The sequence below is a fragment of the Paenirhizobium selenitireducens ATCC BAA-1503 genome (assembly GCF_900492185.1).
Classification (GTDB): Bacteria; Pseudomonadota; Alphaproteobacteria; order Rhizobiales; family Rhizobiaceae; genus Allorhizobium; species Allorhizobium selenitireducens_A.
In genome coordinates this window covers 138,569-156,545 of record NZ_UEYP01000001.1, presented here as the reverse complement: position 1 = coordinate 156,545, position 17,977 = coordinate 138,569, and the positions used below count along the sequence as shown (strand labels likewise).

19 protein-coding genes are annotated in these 17,977 nt (G+C 62.5%); 13 read left to right on the top strand and 6 right to left on the bottom strand.

Features of this window, described 5'->3' with window-relative positions; genetic code table 11:
* Positions 1–345: 345 nt before the first annotated feature.
* The 13 genes from RHIZ70P_RS00715 (at position 346) to visR (ending at position 12,533) form a co-directional block, all read left to right on the top strand.
* Positions 346–2,007: a globin-coupled sensor protein gene (locus tag RHIZ70P_RS00715; protein ID WP_115668469.1), complete on the top strand. Its 1,662-nt coding sequence runs from the start codon at positions 346–348 to the stop codon at positions 2,005–2,007.
* Positions 2,008–2,155: 148 nt separating this feature from the next.
* Positions 2,156–2,455 (top strand): STAS domain-containing protein, encoded by a 300-nt coding sequence (locus RHIZ70P_RS00710; protein ID WP_115668468.1) that lies wholly within the window; start codon positions 2,156–2,158, stop codon positions 2,453–2,455.
* Entirely contained in the window at positions 2,452–2,817 is a 366-nt protein-coding gene (cheY1, locus tag RHIZ70P_RS00705; RefSeq protein WP_075641521.1) for a chemotaxis response regulator CheY1, read from the top strand. The genes RHIZ70P_RS00710 and cheY1 overlap by 4 nt, the downstream gene beginning before the upstream one ends.
* A gap of 18 nt (positions 2,818–2,835) precedes the next feature.
* Entirely contained in the window at positions 2,836–5,082 is a 2,247-nt protein-coding gene (locus tag RHIZ70P_RS00700; protein ID WP_115668467.1) for a chemotaxis protein CheA, read from the top strand.
* 4 nt (positions 5,083–5,086) lie between these two features.
* Positions 5,087–5,554, top strand: coding sequence for a chemotaxis protein CheW (locus RHIZ70P_RS00695; RefSeq protein ID WP_115669017.1), 468 nt, complete (start codon positions 5,087–5,089; stop codon positions 5,552–5,554).
* Positions 5,551–6,459, top strand: coding sequence for a protein-glutamate O-methyltransferase CheR (gene cheR / locus RHIZ70P_RS00690; protein ID WP_115668466.1), 909 nt, complete (start codon positions 5,551–5,553; stop codon positions 6,457–6,459). Before RHIZ70P_RS00695 ends, cheR begins: the two co-directional genes overlap by 4 nt.
* Positions 6,456–7,502, top strand: coding sequence for a protein-glutamate O-methylesterase CheB (cheB, locus tag RHIZ70P_RS00685; RefSeq protein WP_115668465.1), 1,047 nt, complete (start codon positions 6,456–6,458; stop codon positions 7,500–7,502). Before cheR ends, cheB begins: the two co-directional genes overlap by 4 nt.
* Positions 7,503–7,892: a response regulator gene (locus RHIZ70P_RS00680; protein ID WP_115668464.1), complete on the top strand. Its 390-nt coding sequence runs from the start codon at positions 7,503–7,505 to the stop codon at positions 7,890–7,892.
* Complete coding sequence (gene cheD, locus RHIZ70P_RS00675; RefSeq protein WP_115668463.1) at positions 7,889–8,443, top strand: chemoreceptor glutamine deamidase CheD; 555 nt, start codon at positions 7,889–7,891, stop codon at positions 8,441–8,443. The genes RHIZ70P_RS00680 and cheD overlap by 4 nt, the downstream gene beginning before the upstream one ends.
* A gap of 14 nt (positions 8,444–8,457) precedes the next feature.
* Complete coding sequence (gene cheT, locus RHIZ70P_RS00670) at positions 8,458–8,847, top strand: chemotaxis protein CheT (RefSeq protein ID WP_115668462.1); 390 nt, start codon at positions 8,458–8,460, stop codon at positions 8,845–8,847.
* Positions 8,848–9,009: 162 nt separating this feature from the next.
* The gene (gene fliF / locus RHIZ70P_RS00665; RefSeq protein WP_181903911.1) at positions 9,010–10,695 is read left to right on the top strand and encodes a flagellar basal-body MS-ring/collar protein FliF; all 1,686 of its coding nucleotides are present in this window, start codon (positions 9,010–9,012) and stop codon (positions 10,693–10,695) included.
* 322 nt (positions 10,696–11,017) lie between these two features.
* Positions 11,018–11,764, top strand: a complete 747-nt coding sequence (visN, locus tag RHIZ70P_RS00660; protein WP_115668460.1) for a transcriptional regulator VisN — start codon at positions 11,018–11,020, stop codon at positions 11,762–11,764.
* A 19-nt stretch (positions 11,765–11,783) separates the two neighbouring features.
* Complete coding sequence (gene visR / locus RHIZ70P_RS00655) at positions 11,784–12,533, top strand: transcriptional regulator VisR (RefSeq protein ID WP_115668459.1); 750 nt, start codon at positions 11,784–11,786, stop codon at positions 12,531–12,533.
* A 66-nt stretch (positions 12,534–12,599) separates the two neighbouring features.
* Here visR and RHIZ70P_RS00650 read toward each other — a convergent pair whose 3' ends face one another.
* The 6 genes from RHIZ70P_RS00650 to motA form a co-directional block, all read right to left on the bottom strand.
* A complete protein-coding gene (locus tag RHIZ70P_RS00650) occupies positions 12,600–13,040 on the bottom strand; it encodes a hypothetical protein (RefSeq protein WP_115668458.1) in 441 nt (146 codons plus the stop codon).
* 5 nt (positions 13,041–13,045) lie between these two features.
* Positions 13,046–14,143, bottom strand: coding sequence for a flagellar biosynthesis protein FlhB (flhB, locus tag RHIZ70P_RS00645; protein WP_419178263.1), 1,098 nt, complete (start codon positions 14,141–14,143; stop codon positions 13,046–13,048).
* A gap of 186 nt (positions 14,144–14,329) precedes the next feature.
* On the bottom strand, positions 14,330–15,367 hold the full coding sequence (gene fliG / locus RHIZ70P_RS00640; RefSeq protein ID WP_115668457.1) for a flagellar motor switch protein FliG: 1,038 nt from the start codon (positions 15,365–15,367) through the stop codon (positions 14,330–14,332).
* 29 nt (positions 15,368–15,396) lie between these two features.
* The gene (fliN, locus tag RHIZ70P_RS00635; protein ID WP_115668456.1) at positions 15,397–16,029 is read right to left on the bottom strand and encodes a flagellar motor switch protein FliN; all 633 of its coding nucleotides are present in this window, start codon (positions 16,027–16,029) and stop codon (positions 15,397–15,399) included.
* Between the two features lie 63 nt (positions 16,030–16,092).
* The gene (locus tag RHIZ70P_RS00630) at positions 16,093–17,046 is read right to left on the bottom strand and encodes a FliM/FliN family flagellar motor switch protein (protein ID WP_115668455.1); all 954 of its coding nucleotides are present in this window, start codon (positions 17,044–17,046) and stop codon (positions 16,093–16,095) included.
* Entirely contained in the window at positions 17,043–17,915 is an 873-nt protein-coding gene (gene motA / locus RHIZ70P_RS00625) for a flagellar motor stator protein MotA (RefSeq protein ID WP_115668454.1), read from the bottom strand. The genes RHIZ70P_RS00630 and motA overlap by 4 nt, the downstream gene beginning before the upstream one ends.
* Between the last annotated feature and the right edge of the window lie 62 nt (positions 17,916–17,977).

Here is a 17,977-nt window from a genome sequence, read left to right as displayed (position 1 = left end):
GGCGTGAAATCTACCCTGCAACCTCATGCGGGCAGATTTTCCCTTGTCTTTCCGAAGCCTAGGCGCGGGATTGAAGTTTTATTAACCTTCGCGCAAGAAATTAACCATAAAGATTGAAGCATACGTCGGAGTGGGATCTGCGTGAGGCAGGTTACCGTCGGGCATGACGCCGTCCCGTCGTACCGGTTTTGGTCCGGTATGAAGATTTCATTGAAGCGGTTCCAGGAACAGTCTTCGGTGCGTGCGGACAGGGGCGAGCTCGCTCATGACAGGCTCCAAGTCCGCAATCCCGTCGATCGACCAGGAAAGTTGAATTCGGGCGGCCTTCCGTGAGGAAGCGGCCGCATGCGGGGATTGGCAGTGGGGCAGTTTTCGCCGGCAGAACGGACGGCAGGCGCACAGGCGGGAAGCCTGCGCGAGCGGCTGCGCTTTGCCGGCCTTGGCGACGCCGATTGCGATCTGCTGCGCCAGTATCGCCATCTGCTCGAGCCGAACCTCAAGACCGGCCTTCGCGACGTCTTCCGGCGGCTGCAATCCTTCCCCGATGCCGCGCGCAATTTTTCCAGCGAGCGGCAGTTCGACCGGCTGCACGACCTGCTCTCCTCCCATTGGGATGTGCTGACGGACGCCCGCTTCGATGCGCTCTATGCCGAACGCGTCAAGGTTCTCTCCGATGCCGAAAGCCGCATGGGGCTCGATCCGCGTTGGCACATCGCCGGCCATGCCGTGGTCATGGAACACCTCCTCCAGGCGGTGATCGCCGATCTCGCCGGCCGTGGCCTCCTGCCGGGCAATCGCAAGCGGCAGCGCGAGATCACCAACCTCGTCGGCGCGATCGTCCGGCTGGTCATGGTCGACGTCGAAATCGCCGTGTCCCTGCGCTTCAACGAATTGCGGGTGAAACACAGTCGCGACCTCGCCGCCCAGCGTGAGCGCGACCGGCTGGAGGTCGAGGAAGTCTTCGGCCCGGTCCTCCGTTCGCTGGCCGCGCGCGACCTCACGGTTCGCATTTCGGGCGACGTGCCAGCACACTATGCCGAACTGGCCGACACGCTCAACGGCGCGATCGACCAGATGCAATCGGCCCTTCTCGCCTCCGAGGAGCGGATCGCGATCGCCGGGACGGGAACGCAGACCGTTTCGACCGCGGCAAACGAATATGCTGCCCGGGCCGAAAACCAGGCCGTCCGCCTCCGCGAAGCGACCTCGTCTCTCGAAACCGTGGCGGCGGGGGTTCGCGACAGCGCGTCGAGGACGCGGGCGGCGGAAGAGCAGGTCTCGGTGACGCAGAAGGCGGTCGAAGCGAGCGGCACGGTCGCCGGCCAGGCGATCACCGCCATGTCCGACATCGAAGCCTCGGCCGAGCAGATCGGCCAGATCATCGGCGCGATCGACGAGATTGCCTTCCAGACCAATCTGCTGGCGCTCAATGCCGGCATCGAGGCGGCGCGCGCCGGCGATAGCGGTCGCGGATTTGCCGTCGTCGCGCAGGAGGTTCGCGCGCTTGCCCAGCGCTCGGCCGAGGCCGCGCGCGAGATCAAGGCGCTGGTGGCAACCACCAAGTCGCAGGTCGACAGCGGCGTCGATATCGTCGGGCGCACCCAGAAGGCGATCGGCGACATCGTCGAGCAGGTCGGCGGCATCAGTGCGATGGTCTCCGACATTGCTCAGGCGGCGGGCGCCCAGGCCGGCGAACTCGCGTCGATCTCCGGCCTCGTCTCCGGCCTTGGCGGCGAGATTGCCGAAAGCGCCGATTTCGCCCGTCGCTCGAGCAGCGGTTCCGACGACCTCCACAGGGTGATCGTCGAGCTGGGACACACTGTCAGGGAATTCCATTTCGAACGTCAGGCGCGCGGTGGCGAGCCGGCGAAGCCCGAAGGCCGGGTTGGAGCGACCGAGCAGCGCCAGGCGACGCCGCCAGCCGCGATCTTCTCGGGCGAGCCGGAAGGCGCGGACTTCGACGACGGTTTCGGCTTTCCGCCTCGTATTGCCGGACTTGGCGGCTGAGCGGGAGGTTGAGGGGATTGTTTACCAACTTCAGATACACAGGATGGATCGGGGCGGGCAATGCGACCTTCGGAACAACGGATGAAGAGTCCGCGGGACGAACGGAACGGTCGGATTGTGCAAGGCCCTCCAGACAAGGAAAGAACTGATGGCAGCTAAGAAAGGCGAACAGAAGAGCTTGAAACTGTCCGCTGTGCTCGACCTGAACGAGGCCTCCAACCTGAAGGCCAACCTCATGTCCCTGCGCGGTGGCGCGGTGGCGATCGATGCTTCGGGTGTCGAGCGCGTCGGCGCGCAATGCGCGCAGATCCTGGTGGCAGGGGCCAAGGCATGGGAAGCGGACAAGAAGCCCTTCACCTACGTCAAGGCCTCCGATGCCTTTCTCAAGACACTTCAACTGATAGGCGTGAACGTAGATCATCTGCTCGCCAAGGAGATCCGGCAATGAAGAAAAAAGTGCTTACCGTGGATGATTCCAGGACCATCCGGAACATGCTCCTGGTCACGCTCAACAATGCGGGCTTCGAGACCATCCAGGCTGAGGACGGCATCGAGGGGCTGGAAGTCCTCGAGGAATGCAATCCGGACGTCATCGTCACCGACATCAACATGCCGCGCCTCGACGGCTTCGGCTTCATCGAAGGTGTCCGGCGCAACGAGAAATACCGTGCCGTTCCGATCCTCGTCCTGACGACGGAAAGCGACGCGGAGAAGAAGAACCGCGCCCGCCAGGCCGGTGCGACCGGCTGGATTGTCAAGCCTTTCGATCCCACCAAACTGATCGATGCCATCGAGCGTGTAACCGCTTAAAGCCCAGGATTTTCTCCTATGGATATGAACGAAATCAAAGAGATCTTCTTCCAGGAATGCGAGGAGCAGCTCGCTGAACTGGAATCCGGTCTTCTCAAAATGAATGATGGGGATCGCGACCCGGAAACGGTCAACGCCGTGTTCCGCGCCGTGCACTCGATCAAGGGCGGCGCCGGTGCCTTCGGTCTGGATGACCTCGTGGCCTTCGCGCATGTCTTCGAGACCACTCTCGATTGCGTTCGTTCCAACAAGCTGGAGCCTGGCCCCGAGGTGATGAAGGTCATGCTCAAGTCGGCCGACGTGCTCGCCGACCTGGTGACCGCCTCCCGCGATGGTGGAAGTGTGGATCCGTCCCGCTCGAGCGGACTGGTGAAGGAACTCGATGCGCTGGCGAATGGCGAGGTCCCGCACGCGGCCGCCGCGCCTGCCCCGGCAGCTGCGCCGGCCGCCAAGGCCGCCGCGCCGGTGGCCGCACCCGCGCCGAGCGACGACAGCGGATTCCAGCCGATCCCGTTCTCCTTCGACGACGATTTCGGCGGTGAGCCGGAGAGCGCTACGCCGACCTTCGACGTTTCCTTCAAGCCGCGCCGCGAGCTGTATGCCAAGGGCAACGAGGCCGCTCTTCTGTTGCGCGACCTGTCGCGCATCGGCGAATTGAGCGTCCATTGCGACATGGACAGCCTGCCTTCGCTCGACGACATCGATCCGGAAGCCTCCTATTTTTCGTGGAAGCTGCAGATCACCACCGACAAGGGCGAGGAGGGCATCCGCTCCGTCTTCGAATTCGCCGAGTGGGATTGCGACCTTGACATCAAGCTGCGCTCCGAGGCCGATGTGGCGCCGGCCGGCGAAGAGCCGCCGATGGTTCCTGTTCCCTTTGATCTTTCGATCCTCGACGGCGCCGGCGAAGGCACCGCCGTCGACCAGGCCGTCGCCGCCGCCGAGACCGCCAGCAATGTGGTCAAGCTCGCTGCCGGCGCCGCCAAGCACGAGAAGAAGGAGACGCCCGCAGCCGCAGCCGCCGCAGCGGCCGCCGCCGCCCAGAACAACGCCGCCGCCGGCCAGACTATCCGCGTCGATCTCGATCGCGTCGACCGCCTGATCAACCTGGTCGGCGAACTGGTGATCAACCAAGCCATGCTGTCGCAGAGCGTCATCGAGAACGATGCGACCGGCACGTCCGCGGTCAACATGGGCCTCGAGGAGCTGCAGCAGCTTACCCGCGAGATCCAGGACTCGGTCATGGCCATCCGCGCACAGCCGGTGAAGCCGGTCTTCCAGCGCATGTCGCGTATCGTTCGCGAAGTGGCCGACATGGTCGGCAAGTCGATCCGCCTCGTCACCGAAGGTGAAAACACCGAAGTCGACAAGACGGTCATCGACAAGCTGGCCGAGCCGCTGACCCACATGATCCGCAACGCCGTCGACCACGGCATCGAGAGCCCGGAAAAGCGCGCCGCCGCCGGCAAGGATCCGGAAGGCACGATCAAGCTGACGGCCAAGCATCGTTCGGGCCGTATCGTCATCGAACTGGTCGACGATGGTGCCGGCATCAACCGCGAGCGCGTCAAGCAGAAGGCGATCGACAACGAACTGATCGCCGCCGATGCCAACCTGACGGATGAAGAGATCGACAACCTGATCTTCGCGCCCGGCTTCTCGACCGCCGACAAGATCTCCGACATCTCCGGTCGCGGCGTCGGCATGGACGTGGTCAAGCGTTCGATCCAGGCGCTTGGAGGTCGTATTTCGATCACCTCGCGTCCGGGCCATGGCTCGACCTTCACCATGAGCCTGCCGCTGACGCTCGCCGTTCTCGACGGCATGGTGGTCACGGTTGCCGGCCAGACGCTCGTCGTCCCGCTCACCGCGATCGTCGAGACCCTGCAGCCGGAAGCCCAGAACATCCATTCCTTCGGTTCCAACCAGCGTCTCATCTCGATCCGCAATTCGTTCTGCCCGCTGGTCGACGTCGGCCGGATCCTGAACTTCCGCAACATCCAGGCCAACCCGATCGAGGGCGTCGCCCTTCTGGTCGAGTCCGAAGGCGGCGGCCAGCGTGCCCTGATGGTCGATGCCATCCAGGGCCAGCGTCAGGTCGTTATTAAGAGTCTTGAGGCAAACTACACCCATGTGCCGGGTATCGCCGCGGCAACGATCCTCGGAGATGGCCGCGTCGCGCTCATCCTCGACGTCGATGCGGTCGTCGCTGCCTCGCGCGGTCAGTCGCTCAAACAGGAAATGTCCTTAGCTGTCGCAGGTTAGTATGATGTCGTATGCGGTGAAAAACTTGGTTGAAGGTGGGCGCGAACTCATCGCCTTTCGTATCGGCGATCAGGAGTTTTGCGTGAACATCATGTCGGTGCGCGAGATCCGCGGATGGACACCCGCGACCCCGTTGCCGCATTCGCCGTCCTATGTCCTGGGCGTCATCAACCTGCGCGGCGCAGTGCTGCCGATCATCAACCTCTCGATCCGGCTCGGCATGAAGCCGGTCGAGCCGGAAGCGCGCCATGTCATCATCGTCGCCCAGGTCGGGGCGAAGGTGGTGGGCCTGCTGGTCGAAGCCGTGTCCGACATCCTGACCGTCAGCGACGACAACATACAGCCGACGCCGGAGATCTCCTCCGACCTCGAGAAACAATATGCCCGCGGCATTCTCGCGATCGACAAGCGGATGATCTGTCTCATCGAGCTTGGTGCTCTCTTCCCCGACGCTGAAAGCGAGGCCGCATGACGCTTGCCATCAATACCTCTTCCCGCCAATCGGATGATGAGGTCCTGGCCAGCGGCGAATATCCGCTGACCCGCCGCGACCTCAATGAGATCGCCGCGATGATCTATTCGGATGCCGGCATTTCCCTGAATGAATCCAAGGCGTCGCTGGTCTATTCGCGACTGTCGAAGCATATCCGCAATCTGGGGCTTTCGGGTTTCCGCGCCTATTGCAGCCTGGTTGCCTCGCAGGAAGGGGCCCAGGAGCGGCGCGAAATGCTGTCGCATCTGACGACCAACTTCACCCGGTTCTTCCGCGAGAATCACCATTTCGACCACCTCAAGTCCGATGTCTTGCCGGGGCTCCTCAATCGCGCCAAGAGCGGCGGTCGGGTGCGCATCTGGTCGGCGGCCTGTTCCGACGGCCAGGAACCCTATTCGATCGCGCTCACCGTCCTGTCGCTGATGCCGAACGTCGCCGACTATGACTTCAAGATTCTTGCGACCGACATCGATCCGAAGATCCTCGCGCTCGCCCGGGCCGGTTGCTACGACGAGACCGCGCTCGAGACCGTCAACCCGGCCATGCGCAAGCAGTGGTTCAGGGAGGTCGACGTCAATGGCCGCCGCAAGTTCCAGGTCGATGACCGCGTCAAGAAGCTGATCACGTTCAACGAACTGAACCTGATGTCGCAATGGCCGTTCAAGGGCAATTTCGACGTGATCTTCTGCCGCAACGTCGTGATCTATTTCGACGAGCCGACGCAGCAGCGCATCTGGTCGCGTTTCGCCGGCCTGTTGCCGGATGGCGGCCACCTCTATATCGGCCATTCCGAACGCGTTTCCGGCGACGCGAAGAACCATTTCGACAATATCGGCATCACGACTTATCGCTATACCGGCAAATACACGGGAGGGCGCGCATGAGCGGTCCCGCCCGCGTCCTCGTCGTCGATGACAGCCCGACCATGCGCGGGCTCATCTCGGCCGTGCTCAATTCCGATCCCGAGGTCAGCGTCGTCGGCCAGGCCGGCGATGCGATGGAGGCGCGTGCCGCCATCAAGCAGCTCAATCCCGATGTCGTCACCCTCGACATCGAGATGCCGAACATGAACGGGCTGGAATTCCTCGACAAGATCATGAAGCTGCGGCCCATGCCGGTCATCATGGTCTCGACCATGACCCATCGCGGCGCCGAGGCGACCCTTGCCGCGCTGGAGATCGGCGCCTTCGACTGCGTCGGAAAGCCGGCGCCGGGCGATGCCCGGCCGTTCGGTGATCTGGCGGAGAAGGTCAAGGCCGCGGCGCGCTCGCAGCATCGCTATCAGACAGCGCCGAAGGCTGCCCCGCCGGCGAATACTCCTGCCAACGATTTCCGGGTCGGCCGCAAGATCGTCGCCATTGGTTCGTCCACCGGCGGCGTCGAGGCGCTGATCACCGTCCTGCAAAAGTTTCCGCGCAATTGCCCTCCGACGGTGATTACGCAGCACATGCCGCCGACGTTTACCAAAAGTTTCGCAGAACGGCTTAATCGTCTCTGCGCCCCGGTCGTGGAGGAGGCGACCGATGGAGCCAGACTTGAAATCGGCAAGATCTATCTCGCCCCGGGCGGCGACCGCCATCTGCAGGTGGTCAATGCCCACGCACCGAGCTGCCGGCTGGTCGATCGACCGCCGGTGAACGGGCACCGTCCTTCGGTGGACGTGCTGTTCGATTCCGTTGCGGAACTGGCGGGACGAAATGCTGTGGGGGTCATCCTGACCGGCATGGGCCGCGACGGGGCTTCCGGACTGCTGAAGATGCGCCACGCCGGTGCGCGCACCATCGGACAGAACGAGAAGACCTGCGTTGTCTATGGGATGCCCCGCGTCGCCCATGAATTAGGCGCCGTCGAACAGCAATGGCCGCTTGGTTCCATTGGCGAGGAAATCCTCAAACTTACTGCCGCCCGAAAAGAAGGTATCGAATAAATGTCTCTTGCCGAAAAAATCAAAGTTCTGATCGTCGACGATCAGGTCACCAGTCGCCTGCTTCTGAGCGACGCCCTGACCCAGCTCGGCTTCAAGCAGATCACTGCCGCCGGCGACGGGGAGCAGGGTATGAAGATCATGGAGCAGCAGCCCCATCATCTGGTCATCTCCGACTTCAACATGCCGAAGATGGACGGCCTGGTCTTCCTCCAGCATGTTCGCACCAATCCGAACACGAAGAAGGCGGCCTTCATCATCCTGACGGCCCAGGGCGACCGTGCGCTGGTGCAGAAGGCCGCCCAGCTCGGCGCGAACAACGTTCTCGCCAAGCCCTTCACCATCGAAAAGATGAAGGCTGCCATCGAGGCGGTATTCGGAGCGCTGAAATGATAGACGACAGTGCAGCTAGGCGCGTCCATATCATCCAGGGGGAGTTCAAGGTCGTCAACGATCCTCACGTTGTCTTGTCCACCATCCTGGGTTCGTGCGTGGCTGCCTGTTTGCGGGATCCGGTGACGGGTGTCGGCGGGATGAATCACTTCCTGCTGCCCGGTTCGGCCAATCCCGGCTCCGGCGGCGGGGATGCGACCCGCTACGGCGTCCATCTGATGGAACTGCTGATCAATGGTCTGCTGAAGCAGGGCGCACGCCGCGACCGGCTGGAGGCCAAGGTGTTCGGCGGCGCCAAGACGATCGCCACGTTTTCCAATGTCGGCGAGCAGAATGCGGCCTTTGCCATGCAGTTCCTGCGTGACGAAGGCATCAAGGTGGTCGGCTCCTCTACGGGCGGAGAGCACGGTCGCAAACTGGAATTCTGGCCGGTCAGCGGCCGGGCAAGGCAGTATCCGCTGACGGGGGCCGAGACCCAGAAGACCGTGGCGCTGGAGCAGCGTCCCGTTCCTGTCTCGAAACCCGTCGAGAGCTCAATCGAATTCTTTTAAAAACTGGAATCCGGATGCCAAACGAAAACAAACTGGGGACGGCCGACGTGGAAGAGGCATTGCCGGAAATCATGATGCGCGTCGTGTCGGAACTGCACGATGTCGCCTACCTGATCGAACGTATCGAGCCGCAGCTCCTGGAGCTAGGCGGCTCCAAGGTGCTGGAGCATCCGGACAGCATCAAGGTGCTGCAGGGCATCGACCTTGCGGTCCAGAAGACCCGTGGTCTGGCCGAATTCATCGATACAATCACCGGTTCGATCCCCTCCGACTGGGCGGTCGACATGAGCACGGCGCTCAGCCTGGTCAAGCTCGCCGAAATGCAGAAGGCGCTGGGCGCCGGCCTGCGTCACGGTCATTCGCAGCCGCTCAGCAAGGCTGCTGGGGATTTCGACTTCTTCTGATCAAGGCGCCGCCTCTTGTAGGGGCGCCGAAGCGAGCCGGGACGATTTGCCGCGATGAAGCCGGCAAATCCCCCGCCACGAAACGCTCGCACAAGTTTCGATTTCTAGTGTCGCGCCAAGGGCAAAAGCCCCAAGACCCTTCTTGTGATGGTGCGAGACAGAATGAATCTGTTAAATCAATTGCTTCAAGTCTTTAAGAACTTGGCGTCGCTGGGGCAGACCCGGCTCCTGGCAATGGCCGGTGTCGGCGTCGTTTCTTTCGCTCTCATCATCGCGGCCGCGATTTTCGTCAACAAGCCGGCCTACGAAACCCTCTATGTCGGGCTCGAAACCTCGGATCTCAATCAGGTCAGCATCGCCCTTGCCGAGGCCGGTATCGATTTTGAAGTCGGCACCGATGGCAAAAGCCTCCAGGTGCCGGTCGGCATGACCGGCAAGGCCCGCCTGCTTCTTGCCGAGCGCGGGCTGCCCAACAGCGCCAATGCCGGCTACGAGCTGTTCGACAATGTCGGTTCGCTCGGCCTCACCTCCTTCATGCAGGAAGTGACGAGGGTCCGTGCCCTTGAAGGGGAAGTCGCCCGCACCATCCAGCAGATCAGCGGCATCGCCGCCGCGCGCGTCCATATCGTCATGCCCGATGTCGGCAACTTCCGCCGCGGCGACCAGAAGCCGACGGCCTCCGTCATGGTGCGCGCCTCGACCGAGACCGGCCGCAAGTCGGCCGCGTCGATCCGCCATCTGGTTGCCTCCTCGGTTCCTGGCCTCGACGTGGAGGATGTCACCATTCTCGATTCGACCGGCCAGCTTCTGGCTTCCGGCGACGAGAGCGGCGGCGCTGCGAACCGTTCGCTCGGCGTGGTTCAGTCGGTGCAGCAGGAGATCGAATCCAACATCGACAAGGCGCTCGCGCCGTTCCTCGGCATGGACAACTTCCGTTCGTCGGTCACGGCCCAGCTCAACACCGATACGCAGCAGATCCAGGAAACGATCTACGATCCGGAATCGCGGGTCGAGCGTTCGGTTCGCGTCACCAAGGAAAACCTGCGCTCGCAGAGCAAGCAGGCCGACAACGCCGCGACCGTCGAACAGAACATTCCGCAGGGCGACGTCCAGGGTGCCACCGCCGGACCGCAGTCCTCCGACGAGCAGGACAAGAAGGAAGAGCAGACCAATTACGAGATCAACAGCAAGACGGTCGCGACTGTGAAGAACAGCTACACCGTCGAGAAGATCTCGGTTGCCGTCGTCGTCAACAAGGGCCGCATCGCCACCATGGTCGGTGAGCCGGTCGACCAGGCCAAGATCGATGCCTATCTGGCCGAGATGCAGAAGATCGTCACCACGGCGGCCGGTCTCGACACCGAGCGCGGTGACCTCGTCACCCTGACGGCCATGGACTTCCTCGAGAACCAACTGCTCCAGGAATCCGCCTCCGGCCCGGGCCTGATGGAAACCCTGAACCGCAATCTCGGCGGCATCATCAACTCGCTCGCCTTCGTCGCCGTCGCCTTCCTGATCGTCTGGATGGGCATCCGTCCGATGGTTCGCGCTGCCGGTGGCGGATCTGCCGCCATCGCCGGCGGCGTGGAAGAGGCCGCCGGTCTGGAACTGCCGGACTTCTCGCCGGCGCTCGCTGGCCCGGCAGGCGGCTCGCTGATGGAGGGCTTCGGCGCCGACTTCGGCTTCGACAGCACCGACGACCTCCTGACCATGGGCGACGATGCCAGCGGCGGCTTCAACCGCCGGGTCAAGGAAGGGCCGGAGCGCCGTCTGTCGCGCATGGTGGAGATCTCGGAAGAGCGTGCCGCCAAGATCCTGCGCAAATGGGCCATCGACAAGGCGGCCTGACAACGACCGATTATCAACACGACCGCGTCGGCAAGCCCGGCGCGGTTTTCGTTTGAGCGGTCTGCCGCCCGTCCTGGCTAGCCCGGCAGCGAAGCCGTCCCTGCGACAGGTCTTCGTGGCACCCTTGCCATGAATGCGCCAAAATCGGCAAGTTGGGGACATATCGATTCGAGACTGTGATCTTTGGCTCTTTATCTTCTAGGATGGCTATGATTCGTTAGCTGACAAGAACGAGCGAAGCGGCATTCGGGGCAGGGCGGTATCCCGGATGATTGGCGCGATACCATCGCGATCAGAGTTTCGTCCTTGAGGGGGCAACAGAATGAATGCGGAGCTAGCCGATGCATCGGCCGCGAGTGGAAGGGCGCCTGCGTCGGTGGCCGACCCCGGGCCGCGGCTTTCGTCCCGGGACCAGTTGATCCGCAAGCTGGCGATCGCTTCCCAGGCCGAGCACATGAGCGCTAGCCTTGCCGTGCTCAGCGATTACGTGGGCGCCTCGCACTATTTCCTGGCGCGCTACGACCTGGTCCAGGAGCACGGTCTGGATTTTGTCGTCTCGTCCAACTGGCCCTTCGATCTGGTACGCCGGCTGGAGAGCGAAATTACCGCCAACTATTCGCGTTCGACCGAGCTCGAGAAGTGCCTCTCCGTGGTGCAACCGAAGTTCGACCTGCTTCCCGACGACGCCGGCGTGCCGCCGGGCATCAGTCGGCAATATGTCTCGCTGACCGTGAGCGTCGGCCGCACCCGCTTCGCCCTGATGCTGCTGTTCGAGGAGAATTTCGTCCTGTCGCCGGAACTGCTGCGCGAGGTCGGACTGCTCGCCGGCTATTGCGTCAGCCTGTCGACCCGCAAGGCGCAGAAGAGCGATCGCGATTTCGAGCTGACCGAACGGGAACTGGAATGCCTGTTCTGGATCGCCGAGGGCAAGACCAGCGACGAGATCGCCACCATCCTCGGCATTTCGAAGAACACCATCAACAACTACATCACCAGCGTCATGCGCAAGACGGCGACGAAGACGCGCTCCGAAGCGATCGCCTATGCGGTCCGCAACAATCTCGTTTAGCAAGAAGGGAAGCGCAGGCATGGCATATCCGGAAGGGCCGTTCGAAACCGTACGGGAGGACCTCAAGGCCTCAACCTCCCGTCAGGTGACGTCCCGCTCGGACATCTTCCCCAAGCTGGTCTCGCTGCAACGCGCCCTGCATGCGCGTGGTTTTGCCGTGCTGCGCGTGACCGGTTCCGGCATGCTTTCGAAGCGCCGGCTGGTGGCGGAATACGAGAACTGGCCGGCGGCCCACGGGATGGGCAGCGAACCCTTCATCGCCGCTTATGGGGAGACCTTGCTCGGGCACATCGAGACCTCGCTGCTGCCGGTCCTGTGGAGCGCCGAGGAAAGCGACGGCTTCGCCGAGGCCTCCGACTTCGTGCCCTTCGTCGTGCAGCTCAAGCCGCGCGTGCTGGCCTATTCGGGCATTGCCTTTCCGGTGCGTCTGGGGGCCGTCGGCAACGGTTACGTGATGTTTCCGACAACCGGTTCGGTCGACCTGCCCGGCGAGGTGATCCTCGATGTGCACGGCCGCTGCTGCAAGATCATGACGGAAATCCTGCAGCTCGACGAGCGCCGGGCGATGCCGACGGAAGCGCTGAGCGAGCGGGAGATCGCCTGCCTGCAATTGGCGGGCGACGGGCGGATCAGCGATGAAATCGCCGTCCATCTCAAGCTTTCGGTGCACACGGTGAATTCCTATCTCGGATCAGCCACGCTGAAGCTCGATTCGGTCAACCGCATCCAGGCGATCGCCAAGGCGATCCGCCTCGGCTACATCATCTGATCATTTTCCGATAGGGCGTCGCCGCGCCCAGCTTAAACCGCAAGCGCTTTGGGCGCAGCCACCGATTCAGGAGTAAAGCTCGTCGGATCGCGACTTGACGAAGCGCGCCTCACTGAGCCGGCGTTCCAACATGCGGGTATTCTCGTCGGGGTCGCCAGACGGCTGCTGGAAGGCTATGTGGTTGATCTCGATCCCGGCATGCTCGTCGGTGAGCTTGAGCTGGGCATAGATCGTCACATCCCTCGGCTTGATCTCGAGGTCGAGAACGACCTCCGGAACACCGCCCCATTCGAGGCGATATTCGCCGCCTGCGCCGAAATTGACGGTTCCCGGGTGGAAGTAGAGCTCGGCCGCTGAAGAGACGAGATCCGCGATGTTCCCGTAGAGCTCGAAGCGCAGAAGGGAAATCAGGTCCGCCGCATCGAGCAGCCGCAATTCGGTGGCCACGGGGCTGATCGCTTCGGCCACGATGCGTTCACGCTGGGTGGTGTAGGGGCATTTTTTCATCGCAGTTAGCGCACCCGTCTCTTCTGCGCCTTCGCGGCGTAAACCCGATGGACGAGTTCCGCGACGGCTTTGTAAAATATCGACGGGATGACACTATCCACCGAGACTTGCGCAAACATGGAGCGGGCGAGCGGCGGGTCCTCAAAAATGGGGATATTGTTTTCGCGGGCGAGTTCGCGAATCTTCAGCGCCACCAGGTCCTGGCCCTTGGCGATCACCACCGGCGCCTCGTTTTCCTCGCGCACATAGCGCAGTGCCACAGCGTAATGGGTCGGATTGGTGATGACCAGCGTGGCGCGCGGCACGTTTGCGATCATCCGGCGGCGGGCGCGGTCGCGGGCGATCGAGCGCTGGCGGGCCTTGATGATCGGGTCGCCCTGGGACTGCTTGTGTTCGTCCTTGATCTCCTGCTTGGTCATGCGCAACTGGCTGTACCAGTGATGCCGCGTCCAGAAGAAGTCGACCACCGCGAGAACGAAGGTGGCCAGCAGGATGACGATCATGATCTTCTTCAGGATCGCGGCGAACTTGACGAAGATCACCTGCGGATCGGAGAACATCGCGTCCAGCGTGCCGAAATATTCCGACTTCAGGGCGAAGACCATGATCGTCGAGACGATGACGATCTTGAACAGCGACTTGCCGAACTCGACCAGGCCGTTGGCGCTGAACAGCCGCTCCCAGCCCTTGGCCAGCGAGACCCGCGAGGCTTGCGGCCTTATGCGCTCGAGCACGAAGCTCGGCATGTGCTGCAAGACGCTCGCTAAGACGCCGAACACCATGATGAGCGCGACCGCGGGAAGGAGGAGGGCACTGGCTTCCCAGGCGAGATGGGTGAACAGCGAGACGACATCGGTCGATGTATCGATTCGCCACTGGTCGGGCTGCTCGAACAGGTCGCGCAATGATTCGCCAATGCGCGTGACGCCGGAGGGCAGGAAGAACACGAGGTAAAGATAAAAGGCGAGCGCCCCGGCGAAGATCGGCACCTCGCGCGACATCGGGGTGTTGCCCTTCTCCGCCGCGTCGCGCATTTTCTTCTCGGTCGGGTCTTCTGTCTTGCTGTCTTTGTCCTCGGACACGCCTTTTGCCTCGTCTGTCAGGAATGCGGGCGGAATGGCCGCACCGCTGTCCACTTCCGGGCGCTCGCCGCCGGTTCAGGTCGTCTGACCTACACCGGGGCCGGCTGTCGGAAATCCCGCCGATTTCCCCATGACGCTAAACGCCCGCCGATTGGCATACAATCGGCGGGCGCTGCGAGTCATCAGTTTTCAACAGCCGCTCGGGCTTCAGGCGGCCTGCTGGTCGCCTTCGGTGTCCTTGAGCTGGATCTGACCGGCATTGGCGAGGCGGATGGCTTCCTGGGCCACCGCGCGGCGGGCAATCGCGATTTCGCGCGGATTGATGCCGGTGGTTCCGGTCTGCAGGTCCGATTCGATCATGCGGCGCGAGCGTGGGCTGATGGCCGAGAGCACGCATTCCTTGATTTCCGCCGAGGCGCCACGCAGCGCCATCGTCAGGATATCGCCGGAGATGTCGTTGAGCAGCATGACGCGGCTGCGCTGCGGCATGGCCAGCAGATCCTCGAACAGGAAGATCTTCGGGCGAACCTTGTCGACCGCTGCCTTGCTGATCGTCTCGAGCGAGTTGAGCAGCGTGTCGACGTCGGGCTTCTCCAGCTCGTTCATCAGTTCGGCAACCTTGGCCGAACCCGTCGAATTGCGCTCTGCTTCGATCTCGGCAATCAGGTCGTGGACCCGGTTCTCGATGATCTGGGCGGCCTTGGGGCTGACGCCCTTCAGGTTGACGGTTCGGTTCATGATGTCGGCGCGCCGGCTTTCCGGCAGTTTCAGCAGCACCTTGGCACCGAAGGACGACGGGAGCATCGACAGGATGTAGGCGACCGTCTGCGGATGCTCGCGCATCAGGAACTTGGCGATGAAATCCGGATCGGCATCCTGCAGGCGGTCCCAGATCGAGGATTCATAGGCCTGGAACGCGGTGCGGCGGCCGAGAAGGCCATCGACCTCTTCCGGAGTCAGGCCCTCTTCGAGAATGCTCTCGATCGCCTTGGCATTGTCCATCAGGCCTGTTCCTTCGGTGAACAGGTCCTCGAATTCGTTGACGAGGTCTTGCAGTTCGTCCGGCGGAATGGTCCGCAGCGTCTGGGCCGAGGCGATGATCGTCTGCAGTTCAGCCTGGGTGAAATATTTCAGCAGTTTCCCGGCCACGCCCTTGCCCATGGCCAGCAGCACCGCGGCCGCCTTGTCTGCCTGGGACAGCGGTTTTCCCGTCATGGGGCCGCCGAAATCGTCAAAGTCCATCATGGTCTTTCCTCTCTGGCCCCGGGAGCGGGTCAGGACATCTTGCTACCCATCACTTCGATCAGCTTGACGCCGAAGCGCGTATCGTCGTTCTCGAGCACGGTGATCTCGCCGCGCGCGATGCGCCGGCCGTTCACCATGATCTCGACGGGTTCGCCGATCTTCTTGTCGAGCGCTATGATGGCGCCCTCCTCGAGATTCATCAGACCGGAAACCTGCATGCGGCTCGAACCGAGGACGATCTGTACATCGATCGGAATGTCCATGATCAGGTCGAGATTGGCGTTCAGCGCACTGCCCGGCTCCGAAGACGTGCCCGGCATCGCGCCGAAGGATGTGTCGCCGAGGGACGTATCGCCGAAGGAGGTCTCGCCGAAAGCGCTACCGGCAAAAGTGTCGCCGCCGCCGAAACCGGCCGACGGGGTGTCGAGCGCACCGCCGCCGAAATCGCTCTCGAATGCCGAAAGCGGATCGGACTTGCCGGCACCCATGGCGAAGTCGTCACCAATCCCGCCGCCGAAATCGGAGCCGAGATCCGGCAGCGTTCCTTCGGCATCGCTCTTCAGCACGCCGCGCAGGTCGTCGATCGCCTGGTCGAAATCGGTATCGCTGCCGGGCATCGCCAGCGCGTCGTCTTCGATAATGGGGGTCTTCTTCGTAGCCATGGATTGATTATTCCCGTTGAAACTTGCCCCAACCTGCCTTGCCGCCAAGGCGGGCCGAGTGGCTTAGCCCATCAAATGTTTCAGTATCTCGTCTTCGCTGCTGACATTGTCCTTGACCCGCACGGTATAGTGTTCCCCCGCCCGGCCGAACTCGCAGCGGTACATTTCCTTGCCGTTGGCGCTGACATCCACCATGACGTCGCCTTTGTCGCGGAACGGGATGACGTCGCCGGCCGCAAGCCGCGAAATGGTGTTCAGCGTCAAGGTCTGAAGGCGGATCTTTGCCTGCAGCGTGACCTGCGAGCGGCGCACCTGTTCGGCGATCTGCTCGGCCCATTCCTTCTTGTTTCGCGACATCTGGTTCTTCGACTTCGGCACCGTCACGACGGTCTTCAGCAGAGCCTTCTGCGGCACGACGAGGTAGAATTCGGAAGCTACCGTGCCCAGCTGGATGCGCATCTTGATGGTGGCGGCGAACGGGTCGATATGGTCGGCGTCCGGCTTCGGGCGATCTTCTGCATTGTGCGGCATGTCGATCAAGGGTTCGAAGCCGCCGGGCGCGTTGACGCCCGAACGCAGAACATTGGCGATCTTGTCGAACACCATGGACGACAGGTCGAGCTCGATACGCGACAGCGGCCGATGGATCGGCTCCTCGATCGTCTCCGGCAGGGCGCCGAGCAGGTTTTCCATCAGTGTGATGATGAAACCGTTGCCGCAGGCGAGAGTGAAATGCGGGCACCAGTTGCGCAACTGCGTGTCGGCCAGGACGACGTTGTCGCCGAGGTCGGCGATCAGTTCGCTCATCAGGCCGCTTTCGTGGCCGGCATAGGCGACTTCCATCGCCAGCCCGGTCTCGCTGTGAAAGATGTCGGGCAGGAATTCCATGTAGAGATCGCCGAATTCCGAGCAGAGCTTGGCGACGGTCGCCCGGTCTCCAAGCGCCCCGGTCAGGCGGGCGAGCAGGGCGTGGTCCATGGCGGGCGCGGGTTTTGTCTCGAGCTCGGTCATCGTCATGCCGCCTTGTTCTCACCGCCGGGGTTCATCATTTCCTGCTCGACCGCGTCGATCGACGGACGCTCGTAGGAGGAGATGGTCTTGCGGCCGTATTCCAGCGCCACCTGCGGCACCGAGCCGTTCATGTAGGCGAGCAGCGTCTGCTTGACGATGATGTAGAGGCGATGCTGTTTGGTGCGGACGATCTTGATCTGGGCGGCGATCGGATTGCAGATCGAGTAGGAAAGCACGATGCCCAGCATGGTGCCGACCAGCGCCGCGCCGATCAGGCCGCCGAGCACTTCCGGCGATTCGTTGATCTTGCCCATGGCCTTGATGACGCCGAGAACCGCCGCGACGATACCGATCGCCGGGAAGCTGTCGCCCATGGCGATGATCGAGTGGTAGGGCTTCATCTTGTCGTGCAGGATGGTGTTGATTTCTTCGTCCATCAACGCCTCGATCTCATGGCTGCGGGCATTGCCGATGATGATCAGGCGGACGTAGTCGCAGATGAATGCGGTCAGGTCCTTGTTCTTCAGGACGCTCGGGGCGGCCTGGAAGATGGAGGACTCGTCGGGATTGTCGATATGGGCTTCGATCTCGTTGCGCGACTTGGTTCGCAGGTCGCGCATCAGCGAATAGAGCACGCCCAGCACGTCGAGATAGGCACGTTCCTTGGGAACCGCGTGCTTGAACGCCTCCATCAGCGCCTTGCCCGAGTCTTTCACGACCTTCATCGGGTTGGCCATGATAAAGCCGCCGAGGCCGGCTCCGCCGATGATCACCAGCTCAAACGGCTGCACGAGAACGTCGAGGTGGCCACCCATGGCCATGAACCCGCCGAGGACGCAGCCGAAGGTAATCACGAGTCCGATGATGATATTCATTTTGTGCCCGCATCTGAACGTTGCTTTTCAGCACAAGCGATACGGGCCTTGCCTTGCGTGAG